15 protein-coding genes are annotated in these 16725 nt (G+C 58.0%); 6 read left to right on the forward strand and 9 right to left on the reverse strand.

Features of this window, described 5'->3' with window-relative positions; translation table 11 throughout:
* Window positions 1-66 precede the first annotated feature (66 nt).
* Window positions 67-1077, forward strand: a complete 1011-nt coding sequence (gene dusA, locus ACOYXI_RS09845; RefSeq protein WP_461674795.1) for a tRNA dihydrouridine(20/20a) synthase DusA — start codon at window positions 67-69, stop codon at window positions 1075-1077.
* Window positions 1078-1129: 52 nt separating this feature from the next.
* Here the strand turns inward: dusA and ACOYXI_RS09850 are convergent, their stop codons facing one another.
* On the reverse strand, window positions 1130-1963 hold the full coding sequence (locus tag ACOYXI_RS09850) for an undecaprenyl-diphosphate phosphatase (RefSeq protein WP_027611490.1): 834 nt from the start codon (window positions 1961-1963) through the stop codon (window positions 1130-1132).
* A 507-nt stretch (window positions 1964-2470) separates the two neighbouring features.
* Here ACOYXI_RS09850 and ACOYXI_RS09855 point away from each other — a divergent pair.
* The 3 genes from ACOYXI_RS09855 to ACOYXI_RS09865 all read left to right on the forward strand — a co-directional run bounded on the left by ACOYXI_RS09855 (window position 2471) and on the right by ACOYXI_RS09865 (window position 5919).
* Window positions 2471-3211 carry a winged helix-turn-helix domain-containing protein gene (locus tag ACOYXI_RS09855; protein WP_134786931.1) on the forward strand — a complete coding sequence of 247 codons (741 nt, stop codon included), beginning with the start codon at window positions 2471-2473 and terminating at the stop codon, window positions 3209-3211.
* A gap of 278 nt (window positions 3212-3489) precedes the next feature.
* Window positions 3490-4134 carry a winged helix-turn-helix domain-containing protein gene (locus ACOYXI_RS09860; RefSeq protein ID WP_461674796.1) on the forward strand — a complete coding sequence of 215 codons (645 nt, stop codon included), beginning with the start codon at window positions 3490-3492 and terminating at the stop codon, window positions 4132-4134.
* Window positions 4135-4524: 390 nt separating this feature from the next.
* The gene (locus tag ACOYXI_RS09865) at window positions 4525-5919 is read left to right on the forward strand and encodes an undecaprenyl-phosphate glucose phosphotransferase (RefSeq protein ID WP_134786932.1); all 1395 of its coding nucleotides are present in this window, start codon (window positions 4525-4527) and stop codon (window positions 5917-5919) included.
* Window positions 5920-6479: 560 nt separating this feature from the next.
* On the opposite strand, the gene ACOYXI_RS09870 is transcribed toward ACOYXI_RS09865, so the two are convergent.
* From ACOYXI_RS09870 to galE, 6 genes are all read right to left on the reverse strand, one after another.
* Window positions 6480-8558 (reverse strand): YjbH domain-containing protein, encoded by a 2079-nt coding sequence (locus tag ACOYXI_RS09870; protein WP_123588486.1) that lies wholly within the window; start codon window positions 8556-8558, stop codon window positions 6480-6482.
* On the reverse strand, window positions 8555-9316 hold the full coding sequence (locus ACOYXI_RS09875) for a capsule biosynthesis GfcC family protein (protein WP_461674797.1): 762 nt from the start codon (window positions 9314-9316) through the stop codon (window positions 8555-8557). The genes ACOYXI_RS09870 and ACOYXI_RS09875 overlap by 4 nt, the downstream gene beginning before the upstream one ends.
* On the reverse strand, window positions 9313-9978 hold the full coding sequence (locus ACOYXI_RS09880) for a YjbF family lipoprotein (RefSeq protein ID WP_041074034.1): 666 nt from the start codon (window positions 9976-9978) through the stop codon (window positions 9313-9315). The genes ACOYXI_RS09875 and ACOYXI_RS09880 overlap by 4 nt, the downstream gene beginning before the upstream one ends.
* An 8-nt stretch (window positions 9979-9986) precedes the next feature.
* Entirely contained in the window at window positions 9987-11102 is a 1116-nt protein-coding gene (locus ACOYXI_RS09885; RefSeq protein WP_177416201.1) for a polysaccharide biosynthesis/export family protein, read from the reverse strand.
* A 90-nt stretch (window positions 11103-11192) separates the two neighbouring features.
* Complete coding sequence (locus tag ACOYXI_RS09890; protein WP_003226528.1) at window positions 11193-11429, reverse strand: hypothetical protein; 237 nt, start codon at window positions 11427-11429, stop codon at window positions 11193-11195.
* Window positions 11430-11660: 231 nt separating this feature from the next.
* On the reverse strand, window positions 11661-12677 hold the full coding sequence (gene galE, locus ACOYXI_RS09895; RefSeq protein ID WP_027611482.1) for a UDP-glucose 4-epimerase GalE: 1017 nt from the start codon (window positions 12675-12677) through the stop codon (window positions 11661-11663).
* Window positions 12678-13066: 389 nt separating this feature from the next.
* Here galE and galU point away from each other — a divergent pair, with 389 nt between their 5' ends.
* The gene (galU, locus tag ACOYXI_RS09900; protein WP_027611481.1) at window positions 13067-13900 is read left to right on the forward strand and encodes a UTP--glucose-1-phosphate uridylyltransferase GalU; all 834 of its coding nucleotides are present in this window, start codon (window positions 13067-13069) and stop codon (window positions 13898-13900) included.
* 38 nt (window positions 13901-13938) lie between these two features.
* Window positions 13939-14343 (forward strand): mannose-1-phosphate guanylyltransferase, encoded by a 405-nt coding sequence (locus tag ACOYXI_RS09905; protein WP_461674798.1) that lies wholly within the window; start codon window positions 13939-13941, stop codon window positions 14341-14343.
* Window positions 14344-14433: 90 nt separating this feature from the next.
* On the opposite strand, the gene ACOYXI_RS09910 is transcribed toward ACOYXI_RS09905, so the two are convergent.
* Together ACOYXI_RS09910 and ACOYXI_RS09915 are read right to left on the reverse strand one after the other, a co-directional pair.
* Entirely contained in the window at window positions 14434-15561 is a 1128-nt protein-coding gene (locus tag ACOYXI_RS09910) for an SGNH/GDSL hydrolase family protein (RefSeq protein WP_134786936.1), read from the reverse strand.
* 110 nt (window positions 15562-15671) lie between these two features.
* Window positions 15672-16715, reverse strand: a complete 1044-nt coding sequence (locus ACOYXI_RS09915) for an acyltransferase family protein (RefSeq protein ID WP_247269285.1) — start codon at window positions 16713-16715, stop codon at window positions 15672-15674.
* Window positions 16716-16725 lie beyond the last annotated feature (10 nt).

The raw sequence follows: 16725 nt of genomic DNA on the forward strand, positions 1-16725 counted from the left end.
TGTACCAGCGCCATCGAAAAAACGCCTGAAAACGCCTAAAAAAACGCTATAAATACGTTGAGCCAAATGGTACCAAACACCCACTCCAGCCCAGTAAACTCAAGCCCTGTGCTATCTCGGCGGTTCTCCGTTGCGCCTATGATGGACTGGACCGACCGCCATTGCCGTTTCTTCCTACGCCTTCTGTCGAAGAACGCCCTGCTCTACACCGAAATGGTCACCACCGGCGCTCTCCTCAACGGCGATCACGAACGTTTCCTCCGTCACAACGAAGCCGAGCATCCGCTGGCGCTGCAGCTCGGCGGTAGTGTTCCTCTGGATCTGGCCGCTTGCGCGCGCATGGCGCAGGAGCATGGTTACGACGAGGTGAACCTTAATGTTGGCTGCCCGAGTGATCGGGTGCAGAACAATATGATCGGTGCGTGCCTGATGGGGCATCCGCAGTTGGTGGCGGATTGTGTGAAGGCGATGCGTGATGCGGTGTCGATTCCGGTGACGGTGAAGCATCGGATCGGGATCAATGGGCGGGACAGTTACGCCGAGTTGTGTGATTTCGTCGGTACGGTGCGGGATGCCGGGTGTACCAGTTTTACTGTGCATGCGCGGATTGCGATTCTGGAGGGCTTGTCGCCGAAGGAGAATCGCGACATTCCGCCGTTGCGTTATGACGTGGCGGCTCAGTTGAAGGCGGATTTTCCGGAGCTGGAGATTGTGTTGAACGGCGGGATCAAGACGATGGAGGCCTGCCATGAGCATTTGCAGACTTTTGACGGTGTGATGCTCGGGCGTGAGGCTTATCACAATCCGTATTTGCTGGCGGAGGTCGATCAGCAGTTGTTCGGCAGCAGCGCGCCGGTGATCAGCCGGGCCGAGGCGCTGGCGCAGTTGCGGCCGTATATTGCCGAGCATCTGCAGGCGGGCGGCGCGATGCATCACATCACTCGGCATGTGCTGGGGTTGGGCACCGGGTTCCCGGGGGCGCGCAAGTTCCGCCAGTTGTTGTCGGTGGATATTCACAAGGCCAAGGATCCGCTGGCGCTGCTGGATCAGGCCGGCGAGTTGCTGCAAGGGCGTTGATGCCCTCCCTCCGTAAAACGTGCCAGGCGGGTTGATCCGCCTGGCGTGCGCATCACCCCGCCGCCGCTTCCGTCCAGTTCACCCAGCCAAACACCCACGTCGCCAGAATCAACAAGCCAAACGCGATCCGATACCAGGCGAACGCGGCGTAGCTGTGGTTGGCGATGAATTTGAGCAGGCCGCGCACGGCGATCATGGCGAAGATGAAGGCGATGACAAAACCGAGGGCGAACACCGGCAGGTCGCTGGCCTGGAACAGGTCACGGTATTTGTAGCCGGAGTACACCGCGGCGCCGACCATGGTCGGCATGGCGAGGAAAAACGAGAACTCTGTGGCGGCTTTCCGGGACAAGCCGAACAATAAACCGCCGATGATGGTCGAGCCCGAGCGCGACGTGCCGGGAATCATCGCCAGGCATTGCACGAAACCGATTTTCAACGCGTCTGACCAGCGCATGTCGTCGACGTGATCGACGCTCACCACATGATTGCGCTGTTCGGCCCACAACATGACGATGCCGCCCACCACCAAGGCCATGGCTACGGTGATCGGGTTAAACAGGTATTGATGGATTTTGTCAGCGAACAGTACGCCGAGGACCACCGCCGGGAGGAAGGCGATCAGCAGGTTGAGGGTGAAACGCTGCGCATTGCGTTGGGTGGGCAGGCCTTTGACGATGTCGAAGATCTTCGGGCGAAACTCCCAGACCACGGCCAGGATCGCGCCCAGCTGAATAATGATGTTGAACGCCATCGCGCGTTCGCCGCCGAAGTCCAGCAGGTCGGCGACGATGATCTGGTGGCCGGTACTGGAGATCGGCAAGAACTCGGTCAGGCCTTCTACCGCGCCCAATATCAACACCTGGATAAAGGTCCAGAAATCCATTAATCCTCCGTCAGAGCGCTCTTGATGAGCGACCGGTCAACTGTATTCAGGAATTGAGTATCTGAAGTTAAACAATCGGTATAACGCGACACCCATTGCCTGATCAGGCGACGGAGAATATGTCTTATCAAAAGACACACTCAAGCCATGTTAATAAACGTCCGCCTACGAACTGCTCAAAAAATATTTAGGGCTATAGTAGAAAAAAGTTCGATTGGCCAATAAAGTGTGACCCAGCTCACATTGTCTCAGGATCGTCGACAGTGGCAATTGGACATGAATAAAGCCATCGCCATAGATTCAAAATAGTGGCACAATTCCACATTGCCACCATGTAACGACTAGTTCACAGCCCCGAGAAAATCAACTAAAAGCTTGAAATGCTTAATTATTGTTAGAAAACTCGGGAGCCACGTCTAAAAATCGCGTGAATGTTACCAATTGTCAGTCACAGATGAGAACCGGTGCTTTAACATCCCGATGTCAGCACCTAATTCGAGTCAAAGCATGATGCTCTCAGGGAACTTGGCGACTAGAAGTCCGCGCCCGACAAACGACGTACCCGGTGTTCTCACACTGGGCCGTACCCGTGGCGTGGCCGAACATTTTAGTGCGCTGATCGCAAAGCACGTACGCACTGATATGGCACTTGAGGCCAGTTCGTACACTAGTTCCTATAACAATGAACTTTCTGGTTCGTATCGAGCCATCTTCATCGTTATCGACACTCCGCAAGCGCTGGAAGACAATCTTGCGCTGATCGAGAACCTGCGTTCCGACAACTTGAAACCGATCATTTGCGCGGTCATAACCGGTCGCGGCGCTTTCAACAAGATCAAGTACTTCCTGGCCGGTGCCGACTTCTGTATCAAACTCAATACCCTTTCCGACGAGGGCGACGAGTTGCTCGGTGAATTCTTCAACAGTGAAGAATGGCAGCGAGATATCAATCTGACGCTCGACCCGACGCGCATCTGCCTGCTCGGCGGCGCCAGCCAGAAACTCGACATCTCGTTTGCCGAGATGAAGATCCTGGAAGCCTTTGCGCAGACCAGCAATCACATTCTCAGCCATGATGAAATCGCCAGCATCATGGGGCTCAATACCAATTTCTACGACCCGAGAGCGCTGGAAAAATCCATCAGCCGCTTGCGTGGAAAAATCAAGGACATGTATGGTACCAATGCGATTCAGAGCATCCGCGGCTACGGCTATCGCCTGATGCGGGGTCTGATATCGACTGCCTGACTCTCGGGCAGCCATCCTCTTTGCATAATCACGAAGGATCGTCATATGCAACCATACAGCTCAAGTTGTACTTCAAATCTACTAATAATCAAGCCATTGAATGAGCACGGCTACACCGAACCATAACAATAAACTTAACAACATAGCAGCAGAACGAGTGGAATTTATCGAGGCCATTTTGGGCCCAGACCCTGCCTGTCGGTTACTTCCAAGGAAGTTATTGCTCGCCTGCCGATTTACCTTTTCGCCCATTTTGGTGCACATTTTAGGAGAGAGACATGGAAACTAGTACAACCCTCCCAAGAAAATATTTTGTCGTCGTGACCAACAGTACAACGTCGCAGCGTGAACTTGAGAGCATTCTGTCCAGCGAGCGCTTCAATTCGTTTGGCACGTCTCAGGCACAAATGTTTATTGAAGGTGCTACTTCGCCCTCTTCCGCTCCCATGCTGATGGAGTTCACTTACCCAAGGGGCACCCGGAAAAACGTTGCCCGCACGATTGAACACGACACCCAGCGCATATTGGCCACCCTCGAATCGGAATGGTTGTCCGCACAATCGGCGAAGCCGTTTCAAAGTGCAGAGAGCGACACCCGCACTGCCGCCATCGAAGACGCCGCCACCTGCAACGAAGCCTGGCATCTGGACAACGATCAAGGCGCACTGGTCAAGGAAGGCGTCGAGATCAGCCTTACCGGACTGGAAACCGCGCTGGTGCGCAAAATGCTCCATCACGAAGAACGTGTAGTCAGTCGAGATGACCTGATCCTCAGCATCGGCCGCGAGCCGGAGCAGTATCGGGGCCTGGAGATGTGCCTGAGTCGCCTGCAGGACAAGTTCAAAAACGCGAGTAATGGTGAGCGATTGTTCCGTGCCGTAAGAAACCGCGGTTATTGCCTCATCCAGGAAATCGTTGCGTAAATACCGCCGATATCCGCGAACAAAACAAACAGAAAACAGTGCGATTACAAAAACAACAAGAGCACTCTGTTTGGCTTCACCTCCCCTGGTAATAATAGCTCCCTGCCTCCACCCCTCCTACAGTAACAAACACAACATAATTTATTCACCCCCCGCTCTGCGACCTTTTCTAACACCCTTGTATTTGATTATTAAAAAGTTGGCACTGTGCCATCTTGTTAGAACTCGTCAGACACCCTCTCCGGCAATAACTTAGTCTATTGATTGACGACAGTTCGGCCTATCGACGTTGTTACCTCAGGACACTCGTCCAATAACAACAACAAGCCTATCTAGCAACTCGGACTTCAACTGTCGAAACCTGAATGGACGTATTTCTGGGGATATCTCATGGAACTTTCTCTACGGATCAATCGAAATAACGGCCTCAAGGGACTTACCTTCTGGGGCCAATGGGCATTGGCGCAGGCTTTCATTGTTGCGTTGTTATTCATACTGGCTGAACGGCACACAGGCACCGTCGAGTTCTATTACCGCATGTGCGCAACACTGGCGGTATTGGCCTCGGTGCCGGCATATACGTTCAGCGGCGTGTACCGCAAGCAGGACAATTACCTGACCGGGCTTGGACGCTTGTTCATGGGCTGGTCGATGACCATGGTGGCGCTGGCCGGCATCGCGTTCGTGTGCAAGGCCGACGAAGTGTTCTCCCGCGAGGTGACGCTGAGCTGGGCGGTCTACGGCTTCCTCGGTCAGGCGTTGATGTACGCGCCGCTGCATGCCTTTTCCAAGTACTACCAGCGTTCCCGCACCAGCGCGCAGAAGACCCTGATCGTCGGCACTGGCGAGCTGGCTCTGGGTCTGGCGAAGAAGATCAGTCAGGTGGAAAACCTGCCGCTGGTAGGTTTGGTCAGCAATGGCGCGAAGCCGAACCTGGATTCGGATGCGCCGCGTGTGGTCGGTGATCAGGAAGATTTGCTCAAGCTGATCAAAGACCATGACATCCGCCGGTTGTACATCACCCTGCCGCTGGCTGAGGCTGCGAAAATCGAAGCGATGTACGTCGATTTGCTCGGCGCCAACGTCGATGTGGTCTGGGTGCCGGACTTGAACAGTCTGACCCTGCTCAACCACTCGGTGAAGGTCGTGGATGGTCTGCCGGCGATCTGCCTCAACGAAAGTCCGCTGACCAGCCGCCCTACCGCTGCACTGAGCAAGAGTCTGGTGGAAAAAGGCGTGGCGCTGCTGGCGATCATCCTGCTGAGCCCGGTGCTGCTGTTCATCGCGTTGGCGGTGAAGATCAACTCGCCGGGGCCGGTGTTCTTCAAGCAGGATCGCCACGGCTGGAACGGCAAGGTGATTCAGGTCTGGAAATTCCGCTCGATGCGCGTGCACGATGATCGTGAAGTGGTTCAGGCCAGCCGTAATGACTCGCGTATTACTGCGGTCGGGCGCTTCATACGCCGCACCTCGCTGGATGAGCTGCCGCAGTTGTTCAACGTGCTGCAGGGGCAAATGGCCTTGGTCGGCCCGCGCCCGCACGCGGTGGCGCACAACCACTACTACTCGGGGAAAATCCTCGCGTACATGGCTCGTCATCGAATCAAACCGGGTATTACCGGGCTGGCACAGATCAGCGGCTGCCGTGGCGAGACCGACACCATCGACAAGATGCAGCGGCGTGTGGAGATGGACCTGCATTACATCAACAACTGGTCGTTGTGGCTGGATCTGAAGATCCTGGTGAAGACGCCGTTTACGTTGCTGTCTAAAGATATTTATTGATGGGCTGGTGACGAGCCAGGCGATACCGCAAGGGGACGAAAGTCCCCTTTTTTGTGGGCGGGATTTGGGCAGTGGGTCAGGCTGTTGCGAGGGTGGCAGTGCCGACGCCTTCGCGGGCAAGCCCGCTCCCACACGGGATCTCGGTATGGATCGGGATATGCGCTTCACCCCGTTCCACTGTGGGAGCGTGGCTTGCCCGCGATAGCGGTGGGTCAGGCAGCACAGATGTTGAATGGGCCGGCGCCTTCGCGGGCAAGCCCGCTCCCACAGGGTCCGGCGGTGTTCACTCAAATCGGGCACACCACAAAATCATTGTGGGAGCTTGCCTGCAAGCGATAGCGGTGGGTCAGGCAACATGGATTTTGAATGGACTGGCGCCTTCGCGAGCAGGCTCACTCCTACAGGGATCGGGGTATGGATCGGGTATTCGGTTCACCCCGGACCACTGTGGGAGCGTGGCTTGCCCGCGAAAGCGGTGGGTCAGGCAGCACAGATGTTGAATGTGCCGGCGCCTTCGCGAGCAAGCCCACTCCCACAGGTCTCAAGGGGGGTTCTCGGGTTTACTCGGTAATCTTCGAGAAGTTGCGGTAGAACATGTCGCCCTCGCGGCTATCGGTCATCGAGTGCAACTGGAAGCTGCGATTAAGCCTGGCGCCGCCGTCACGGGTCAGGGGGGCCCAGACCAGGTTGGCACGGCGCATGGTCGACATGCTCATCATTTCGTCGAACGGGATCGACAGGTAGATGCCCTTGTCGAAGCTACCCTCCCCGTACTCGGCGCTGCCAGCAGTAGTAATCGTCGCCCAGGCACCGAAACGCACGCCGTTGAAAAACTCGCGGGAGATGTCCAGCGTACCGCCCCAGTCGCCGGCCAGATAACGACCGACGCTGACTGCTGCCAACGTGTCATACGGCAAATCGGTGTAACCGGTGATGTGCCCCGTCCAGACCGAGTAGTCGCGCAGGCCGAAACCCTGGTCGAACTCGCGCTGGCGCACATAGTTCAGATCCGCTCCCACCGACCAGCGCTCACCGGTCGGCCGGAACAGCACCTCACCGCCGACGCCGGCAAACATCGACTCCAGATAGCCACCGTAGACCATGCCATACAGGTCCTTGTCCAACTGCTCGGCATGGCTGACCTGGAACAACGGCATGGTCACTTCCGAGGTGGTCAGGTACTGACGCAAGTCGGTACGCACCCGTGGCAGGCCGCTCGGCGCATCGTAGGTGAACTTGTCGAAGTTGTTCACCAGGTTGGCACTGAGCAGACCGTTCCACCAGGTGTTGCGGTTGAAGCGGTACTCGGCGTCCGCGTCGGCACTGAATTGATAGAGCAAACCATCCGGGCCGCCAACGTTCTGCTTGAAGCCCAGTCCAACGCCATAATTGAAGTGCTGCGGCGCTTCGCTGTAGAGGGTTTTCTCGTTATGCGGCATCGCCGGGTTGATCTCGGTGGTGCGGTGCAACGACTCCAGCGGCTCCTCGTTGTTGATCACTTCGCGGAAGGTCTGGCGCGGCACGCTGGTCTCTTCCAGCGGCAGGTCGTAACGCTTGTTGACCACGGTGAACCAGTTGATGTCGTCGTTCACACTGTTGTCGAGAATCCGGCTCGCGCGGCCGACAGCCTTCGACGAATGGAAGTAGCGCTGCTGCTCGCCGTAGACGATCAACTCGGAATCACGCTGACTGATGCGCTCGACCTTGTACCCGGCATTCTGCTGCAAGCGTTGCGACACGTCGGCCCAGTTGACCTGTTCCATCGGCGTGGTCGGCATCTTCGCCGGCAGCGGTTCCGGCGTCGGGTCGTAGGTCTTGGCCGGCGCCTTGCGGCTGACAAAATTGGTGTGGAAGGTGATGCCGAACATCGCCGTGTTGCCCCGCTCCCACGCCGCGCTGACGTCCACCGAATCGGCCACCTTGAACACCGCGCCGAAGTTGATCGGCGAGTCTTGCTTGATCACGTTGTCCTTCGGCTCGTGCTTGTAGTCGTTGCCTTCGTATTCGAGCTTCAGGCTGAGTCGGTCCCACGGTGTCTGATAGCTCACACCACCAAAGAACGAAGGCTTGCCGCGAAAGTACGAACCGGCGTTGACGTCACCGGTGCCTTCCAGGGCCGGACGGGTCTTGAAGCGATCGTCGAGGTAGCCCAGCGGGTTGTCGAGGTCGCCGCGATTACCGAGATAACCCCAGGCAATGCCGGCGCTGAAATCGAAATTATCAAAGCGCTTGTTGGCGACGAAATATTCGCTGGCGAACAAGCCGGTACCGCCAATGTCTCGGAAGCCCAGAGCGACATCGGGGGCCCAATGAGTTTCCTGCCACAGCCGGACTTTGGCATCGACCGCCTTGTCCTTATAGCTCTGGCTGCCGCTCATCGACTCCGGCCCGTACGGCCGGTTGGTGATCGCGGTGTAGCGGAACGAACCTTCGAGCCAGTCCAGTGGCTGCAACGACACGCTGTAGCGGCTGTAAGGCTCGGTGCGGTTGGCGTTGACGCTCAGCTCTCCGGCCGGGGCCATGCGCGCGGTCGGGGTCTGCAACAGACCGGTGCCGCCGAAATCATTTTGGGTAATACGCGGCTCGGCATGCACCAGACCGCACGGCAATAACAACACAGCTGCAAAACGTAACTTCAACGAACCACCTCAGCCAGCTGCGTGGCAATCAATTCGGCCAACTGCTGATTCAGTTCAGGAACAGGCGGATCCAGATCATCGTTTTTCACCGGCACCAGAATCTTGCTGCCGGCCACGGGGAACTGCCCGCTCTCGCGATTCCAGTGCGCGATACCCACGCGCCGCACCGCACCATTGGGCTGGATCAGCCACAGGTAATCGGCCTCGGCATCGTCCAGTGGCGTGCAGCTTTCCAGGTACTCACGCGCCTCCAGCAAGGGCTGATAAGGCAGGTGGCAGGTCTCGGCAACCGCGCCCAGCACTTGCACCTCGTCGACCCGTTTCGGGTAGATCAGCCGATCGCCGTCGTCCAAACGAATGTTGCGCGCGAAACCGACTTCCACCGCGACCGGATCGAGGTCCGCCACCTGTCGCCCGGTGACCGGCATTTGCCGCACCTGCTGAGCCAGGCGCAGCGCCAGCGCCGCGCGGCTCGGGCGGTCAAACAACGAAGCCATGCGCTGCAACACATCCAGATCAAACAACACCCCGGCCTTGAGCCGCGCCTGCTGTTCCAGCAACGACTGGCGCAGCAACACGCCGGCCAGCCAGTAACCTTCGGCATTCGGCAGCGCCACGCTGATCACGTCGAGCAAGCGCCCGCCCGGCGGCAACTCCACCGGCCCTGGGTTGGCGACATCGCCGCTGACGGTGACCGCTGCCTGACTGATGCCGCTGAGCAACAGCAAACCCGCCGATAACCTCCGCAAGCGCTTCATGGCAGATGCCTGCGATCAGGGGTCAGTTGCACGATGCGCACGCGCATTTGCGCGGTCAGTTGCTGCTCGCTCTGCAGGATGAATCCGTCCAGCGGATCGACCCAGTAATGGTTGGTCGCGCGCAGGCCGATCGCCGGGACGTCGATACGTTCGTCGACACGCAGCACGGTGTATTCCTTGTCGAGAATTTGCAGAGTTTGCGTGGATCGACGGGAGAACCGGCTGTTGACGATCAAGCCGACTTCCTGGCCCTTGTACAGGTCGATCCAGCGCTGACTGGTGAAACCATCGGCGACTTGATGCAGGCCGCGTTTGAACGGCGCGTTATCGGCCAGCCGCGTGCCGTCCAGGTCGCCCTCGACGCCGAGGCCGATGGTGCGCACGGCGAGGCCATCACGCAGCAGCAACACCTGTTTGCCGGAGGCGACCCAGAACTGCAGGTCTTCACGCTCGCGCACCAGCGCCAGCACCCCGGAGCCGGACGGCGTGGTCAGTTTGACTTGCGGATACTTGACCTCGGCCACCTGGGCCGCGCTCACGTCCAGCTCGTCCGGCCCGATCACCGCCGACTTGAGGTTGCGCACCGAGGCGGTCATCAGCGGGTTACAGCCACACAACATCAAGGCCGCCATCAGGCAGACGCCAACTTTCAAGGTTTTCACGGTCGGCCTTATTTGCTGTTGTTACTGAATTCGCTCCAGTTCTTCGCAGCGGAAGCCCCGGTCCCGACAATCGATGCCGACGGCACCAGTTGACTGATGAAGCGGTTCCAGCGCGTGACGTTGGCCGGGCCGACGTAAACCACATCCTGGGGGCGCACTTCAAAGTGCGAAGCGAGTGCCATGGCGGTCGGCGACTGGGCTTCCAGTTGATAGATCTTCGCCGGCTCGACATCGAGGTTTTCCACCCCGCGAATCACGTACACCGCGTTGCCGTTGGAGGTGGTCTGGCTCAAGCCGCCGACCGAACCGAGCACGTCGGATAGGTTCATCGTCGCGGTCTTGAAGCTCAGCGCACGGGGCTGATTGACTTCGCCCATGACGTAGATGCGCTTGTTGTCGTTGTACGGCAGATACAGCTGATCGCCGCCCTTGAGGAAGACGTGCTGCAACTCGGAGTCCTGCTGGTTGAGCGAGTCGAGATTGAGCGGATACACCCGGCCATTGCGCGTCAGCAGCAGGCCCGACAAGTCGGCGTTGTTGGTGTCGATGCCGGCAGTACCGAGGGCTTCGACCACGCTCAGCGGGTTGGTGGAAATCGGTTGTGGCCCGGCCTTGGCCACGGCGCCGGAAACCACCACTTTCTGACTGGCGAAACGCAGCACCGCGACATCCACCTGCGGCTCGGCGATGAACGCCGACAGCCGGGTTTCGATGTCCGAGCGCAGCTGTTGAATAGTCTTGCCGGCCGCCTGCACTTCCTTGATGAACGGGTAGTACAGCGTGCCATCGGAGCGCACCAGTCGACCGTTGGCGTCGATCTGCTGTTGTGCCCCCGATGGCGCGGTCAGCTCCGGGTGATCCCAGACCGTGATGTACAGCACATCATTGCTGCCGATGCGGTATTCCGCAGGCGTTGCCAACAGTTCCGACGGTACCGTCTCACGCTTCTGCGTGGCACGGGTCATCGAGATCAGCTTGGGCGTGATCGGAATCAGCTCGACCCGACTGCTTTCGCTGGCGCCCTGGCGCGTGATGTCGCCGGTGCTCAGGTATTGGCCGGGGGAAAACATGCAACCTTGCAAAGCGATACTTGCCAACAGCAAAAGAGAAAAACTACGAGTCATAATGGCACTACGCTATTCAAGGGCGAATCTAAAAATAAAGTCACCCGACTTGCGTCGGGCGACCCTGTACTGCACTAACAAATGTTCCTGTTAGTTGTGCGTGCCGGTTGTACCGGTAGTACCGGTGGTGCCAGTGGTACCGCCGTTGGCACTTCCGCCGCTGTTGGACGCCGCGACTGCACTGGCAACCATTGCAGTACTGGCAGCAGGCGCTGTAGAAGCCGCAACACTGCCAGATACATTGGTCACCGCAGTTAGCGGCGCTTCAGCAGCGGACGCCCAGTTGCTCAACATCGTCAACAGGGCAATCGCCATCACTTTTTTCATATCAACTCCTTTCTAACATTCGACCTGTTAAAAACCGGTCTTTGTTAGCGGTGGTAGCGTTCAAGTCCGCGAAAAGCGCGAACAAGATCCGTCGTTCTTTCACAGTCTTACCCAACTGATAAAAGTCGAACGGCAGGTTTATATCTACGGACTTGCAAAAGGCATTTCCAGCGTATTTTCCCGACGATATCTAACAGCTGACCGAAACTAACATTCAGTATTAGAACGACATCATTCGAGATAACCGCGCGGATGATTCGATTGCCAGCGCCAGGTATCGGTGACCATGTCCTGCAGACTGCGCGTGGCTTTCCAGCCGAGTTCTTTTTGCGCTTTCGAGGCGTCGGCCCAGCTCTCGGCAATGTCCCCGCTGCGCCGTGGCATCACCCGGTACGGCACCGGACGTCCACTGGCCTGTTCGAAGGCATGCAGCACTTGCATCACGCTGTAGCCGTCGCCGGTGCCAAGGTTCCAGGTATGAATGCCCGGACGGTCGGCAATCGATTGCAAGGCTTTGAGATGGCCATCGGCGAGGTCGACGACGTGGATGTAATCGCGCACTCCGGTGCCATCGATCGTCGGGTAATCGTCGCCGAAAATCGACAGTTCCTGCAGGCTGCCGACCGCGACCTGGCTGATGTAAGGCAGCAGGTTGTTGGGGATGCCGCTGGGGTCTTCGCCCATATGCCCGCTGTGATGCGCGCCGATCGGGTTGAAGTAACGCAGCAAGGCGATGCTCCAGCGCGGCTCGGCCTGACTCAGGTCGCGCAGCACGTTCTCGACGATCAGCTTGGATTGACCGTAAGGATTGGTCGGAATGCCGGTGGGGAAATCCTCGCGGATCGGCATCTGCTCAGGCTCGCCGTACACCGTGGCCGACGAACTGAACACGAGCCGGAACACCCCCGCTGCGGCCATCGACTGACACAGCGTGATGCTGCCGCCGACGTTGTTTTCGTAGTAATCCAGCGGCTTGCGCACGCTCTCGCCGACGGCTTTGAGCCCGGCAAAATGCAGCACCGCGTCGATCGCATGCTCGCGGAAAATCCGGTCGAGCAACGCCCGGTCGCAGACATCGCCGCGAATCATCAACGCGCTTTTGCCGCAGATACCTTCTATCGCGTGCAATGCCGCATCGCTGCTGTTGCAAAGATTATCCAGTACAACAACTTCATAACCTGCTTCAAGCAGCGCAAGTGTGGTGTGCGAGCCGATATAGCCGGCGCCACCCGTTACCAGAATCTTCATAGCGCGGTCCGTCATTGGATAAGTGACAAGTAGCCTGTCAAGTCCCTTTCATTGAATCTGTGGCGCACCACACAAATAAGGACGACAACAGCCTTAAACAAAATTAGTTCAACCACTGGCAATAAATATTTTTGCAGGTCAAACTGTATTGCCCGGTACTTATTAGCACCCCAAGTACACTCATCACTATCAACAGATACCGACTAAAAATAACTAATAACGCCTTAACCGACATCTCATAACATTGTCATGTTTTACCCCCTGCGCTAATTGCCATTAACAACCTGACTCAGGTATTAAAGTACTCGTTCAATAATCATTGAAACTTGTGCGCCTTGATAAGTGCGCGCATCCGTTGCCTGTGTTCCATGACTGTCCAGGATACTTTTATGATTCGTAAATGTTTGTTTCCCGCTGCCGGTTACGGCACGCGTTTCTTGCCGGCGACCAAAGCCATGCCGAAAGAGATGCTGCCGATCGTCAACAAACCGTTGATCGAATACGCCGTTGAAGAAGCACGGGACGCCGGCCTGCAACACATGGCCATCGTCACCGGTCGGGGCAAGCGTGCGCTGGAAGACCACTTCGATATCAGCTACGAACTCGAACACCAGATCCGCGGCACCGAAAAAGAAAAATTCCTCGCCGGCACCCGCGAGCTGATCGACACCTGCACCTTCTCCTACACCCGTCAGGTGGAAATGAAGGGCCTCGGTCACGCGATTCTCAGCGGCCGCCCGTTGATCGGCGATGAACCTTTCGCCGTGGTGCTGGCCGATGACCTGTGCCTGAACCTGGAAGGTGACGGCGTGCTGTCGCAGATGATCCAGCTGTACAAGAAATTCCGCTGCTCGATCGTCGCCATCCAGGAAGTCCCGGCCGACCAGACCCACAAATACGGGGTGATCGCCGGCGAGCTGATTTCCGAGGGCATCTACCGGGTCAATAACATGGTGGAAAAACCGGCGCCGCAGGATGCCCCGTCGAACCTGGCGATCATCGGCCGCTACATCCTCACCCCGGACATCTTCGACCTGATCGCCGACACGCAACCGGGCAAGGGCGGCGAAATCCAGATCACCGACGCGCTGATGAAACAGGCGCAGAACGGTTGCGTGCTGGCTTACAAGTTCAAGGGCCTGCGCTTTGACTGCGGCGACGCCGAGGGTTACCTGCAAGCGACCAACTTCTGCTACGACAACGTCTACCTCAAGGGCCGCTGAGACGGTCCCCGCCCACTTCTCTTTTCAGGAGGCAACCCATGAACATGGCACAGCATGCAGCAGAGATTGAACGGGAGGTGGGCAACCTCGGCACGGTGAGCTGGCTGTCACGCCATCAGCCGTTGCCCAGCGCCAACGAGTCGTGGCTGGGCAGTATTTTGCTGGTGGAACGCATCGGCATGTTTCCCTCGTCCGGCGACATTCGCCGCACGCTGGCGGATCCCTATCCCCTGCTCGCCCATCTGAAACAACTGTATGCCGAGCAGGCGCTGGAAATGGACGATCGTGATGGCCTGAAGGTGATCTTCAGCGACTGGCGCTTCCGCGTACGCCTGTGCTGCAACGAGCCGGCGATCATCATCAATGTCGAGACGCGGTGTGCCACGCAACTGATGCCGCAGAAAACGGCTGAGCTCCTTAGCCAGATAGATAACTTCAAATAAAAACACTTTCCTGTAGGAGCTGCGGCACGCTGCGATCTTTTGATTTTGTTTTCAAGAGCAAGATCAAAAGATCGCAGCGTGCCGCAGCTCCTACAAGTCGCAACTGTCCGCGTTGATGCCACTGACGATCCAGCGATAGAAGTAATCGGCAATCACTTTCCCGCCCGTGGCCGGCTGCGGATGAATCTTGTCCGGGCCGATCATCGCCGCCGCATAGCGTTTGACGTCAGGGCCGAACGCGCATTGCAGATTGGCAAACCCCAGCTGCTGCTCGTGCGCCCACGGCTGCAAGACCTGTGCATACGCCGACATCGGATAGGCGCTGGAACGCGTGGTGTCCTGACGCATGATCAGGTTGATGCTCGCCGCCGGTTGGATCTCGCGGATCATCGCCACCAGGCCCTGAACGTTGTGCAGGTATTGTTCGGGTTTGACCCCGAAGCCCTGATCGTTGCCGCCGAGCATGATCAGGTAAACGTCGGCGGGGATCTTCGACACGGCGGCTTTCCACTGCACCTGCCATTGCGGGTTCTGGTGATAGAAATCCACGGAGGCCGCGCCCGAAGCTGCCAGTTTCGAAACCCGCACGCCGTTCTGTTCGTTGCTCATCCACAAGCCAAACAAGGTCGGTGCGCCCTTCACCACTTCCAGTTTGAATGACCAGTCTGGCGCTGAAGAGAGAGCTGCAAGCGGTACTTCCTGTACGCCCGCACCCTTGAGCGTCAACGGTTGCCAGTCTTCCGAGGGCGTCCAGCGGTAGCGCAGCTCACTGGCTTCGCCGTTGCCCAGATAGAGCAATTTCGCCTGGCTGACTTGGGTGTCGATGGCCGGTGTCGGGCTGGCATCGATTTGCAGCCAGGCACCGGGCTTGCCGGTCACCGTGCGGCTGTCGGGGCTGGCTTGGCCGAGGCCGGACACTTGCCAGCCACCACCGAAGTATTTTTCGCTGCTGCGGGTGTATTTGAAATGCGTGCCCCCCAGCGCGGCGCCGTGGTTGAAACCGACGTAACCGGGGCCGGCAAAACCCACTTCGCCGGCCACGCGCTGCACCAGTTTGTTCAGGTAGAAATCCTGCCCGGCGCTGTAGCTGTCGCCGATCACCGAGACCGACAAGACCTTCCCGGCCTTGCCTTCGCGCCACTGCGCAAAGCGCTCGCGGGCATCGCCTACTTCCACCACCGACGCCGCGACGGGCTGAGCGTCATTTACTGCCAACATGCATTATTTCCTTCAGTCTGGAATGGCCCCTTCGCGAGCAAGCCCGCTCCCACATTGGATCTCGGCAACTCACACAATCCCTGTGGGAGCGGGCTTGCTCGCGAAGCTTTTCAGCTATTGGCCGGCACCACCGGAGTAACGCCAACCGCTGGCTTCTTCTTCGCCGCACGCTCCCCGAGAAACAGCACCGAAGTGACATTGAAGCGGCTGAAAATCATCGACAGCACCACCGGCCCCAACAGACCAAACAGCAGTCCGCTGAGCACCAGAATGCTTTCGTCTTTCACACCCAGCCGCCCCATGACAAACCGCGAAGTCGCCGCGAACAGCACATGGAACAGAAAGATCGCGTAAGAGTAGCCGCCCAGCCAGGTCAGCCACTTCGAGCGCATGTCACTCGACAGCAAAGCAATGCAGGACACACACCCCACGGTCAGACCGATCAGGCTGCGGCGGTCGACGATCAACTCACGGTCAATCGCCGCCACGTACAGCAGCGTCAACGAAATCAACACAAACACCAGCGGCCCGACCACCTTGAACCGCTGCTTCAACGCCTCGACATTTTCCTGGCCGATCATCCCCGCCACAAAGAACGGCAGCAGGTAAATCGCGCCATTGATGCCGAACGCATCGAGCTTGAACGGCGGCAACAGAAACACCGCCGCAGCGAAGGCGAACAGCAGATACAAGCGCGTCATCGAGCGCAGCATCCCGCGCCATTCCAGCAGCCCGACGAACATGAAAATGATGAACACCGCCTGCAGGAACCAGAAGTGATTGACCGGTACCCAGAACGACAACAAGGCATCGATCACGCCGACATCCTTGTTCACCCCGGGACCCACCGCCTGCAACACCGAAAACGGCACACCGACGCAAAACAGCGGCACGATCAGCCGTCGTACCTTGCCGCTGAAGAACGCGGAAAAGTCATTGCCGCGAATTTTGTAGATCGAATAGATGTAGCCGGAAATGAAGGTGAACAGCGGCATGCGCACGTACACCATCGAGTCGGCAATCACCCGGAACGGCGAGCCGAGATCGATCTTCAGACCTCCGCCCAACGGGCCAATGACGTGATAGAGCACCAGCAGCAGGCACGCCAGGCCACGCAGGGTTTCGATCTCCAGCGATTTTTTCTTGCTCGACATAAACACCTGC

It is taken from the genome of Pseudomonas sp. G3-19, assembly GCF_054855875.1.

Bases quoted from the DNA above. Each gene is read 5' to 3' on its own strand.
- dusA (WP_461674795.1), top strand. From the start codon at position 67: ATGGTACCAAACACCCACTCCAGCCCAGTAAACTCAAGCCCTGTGCTA.
- ACOYXI_RS09850 (WP_027611490.1), bottom strand. From the start codon at position 1,963: ATGGATTTCTGGACCTTTATCCAGGTGTTGATATTGGGCGCGGTAGAA.
- ACOYXI_RS09855 (WP_134786931.1), top strand. From the start codon at position 2,471: ATGATGCTCTCAGGGAACTTGGCGACTAGAAGTCCGCGCCCGACAAAC.
- ACOYXI_RS09860 (WP_461674796.1), top strand. From the start codon at position 3,490: ATGGAAACTAGTACAACCCTCCCAAGAAAATATTTTGTCGTCGTGACC.
- ACOYXI_RS09865 (WP_134786932.1), top strand. From the start codon at position 4,525: ATGGAACTTTCTCTACGGATCAATCGAAATAACGGCCTCAAGGGACTT.
- ACOYXI_RS09875 (WP_461674797.1), bottom strand. From the start codon at position 9,316: ATGAAGCGCTTGCGGAGGTTATCGGCGGGTTTGCTGTTGCTCAGCGGC.
- ACOYXI_RS09885 (WP_177416201.1), bottom strand. From the start codon at position 11,102: ATGACTCGTAGTTTTTCTCTTTTGCTGTTGGCAAGTATCGCTTTGCAA.
- ACOYXI_RS09890 (WP_003226528.1), bottom strand. From the start codon at position 11,429: ATGAAAAAAGTGATGGCGATTGCCCTGTTGACGATGTTGAGCAACTGG.
- galE (WP_027611482.1), bottom strand. From the start codon at position 12,677: ATGAAGATTCTGGTAACGGGTGGCGCCGGCTATATCGGCTCGCACACC.
- galU (WP_027611481.1), top strand. From the start codon at position 13,067: ATGATTCGTAAATGTTTGTTTCCCGCTGCCGGTTACGGCACGCGTTTC.
- ACOYXI_RS09905 (WP_461674798.1), top strand. From the start codon at position 13,939: ATGAACATGGCACAGCATGCAGCAGAGATTGAACGGGAGGTGGGCAAC.
- ACOYXI_RS09910 (WP_134786936.1), bottom strand. From the start codon at position 15,561: ATGTTGGCAGTAAATGACGCTCAGCCCGTCGCGGCGTCGGTGGTGGAA.
- ACOYXI_RS09915 (WP_247269285.1), bottom strand. From the start codon at position 16,715: ATGTCGAGCAAGAAAAAATCGCTGGAGATCGAAACCCTGCGTGGCCTG.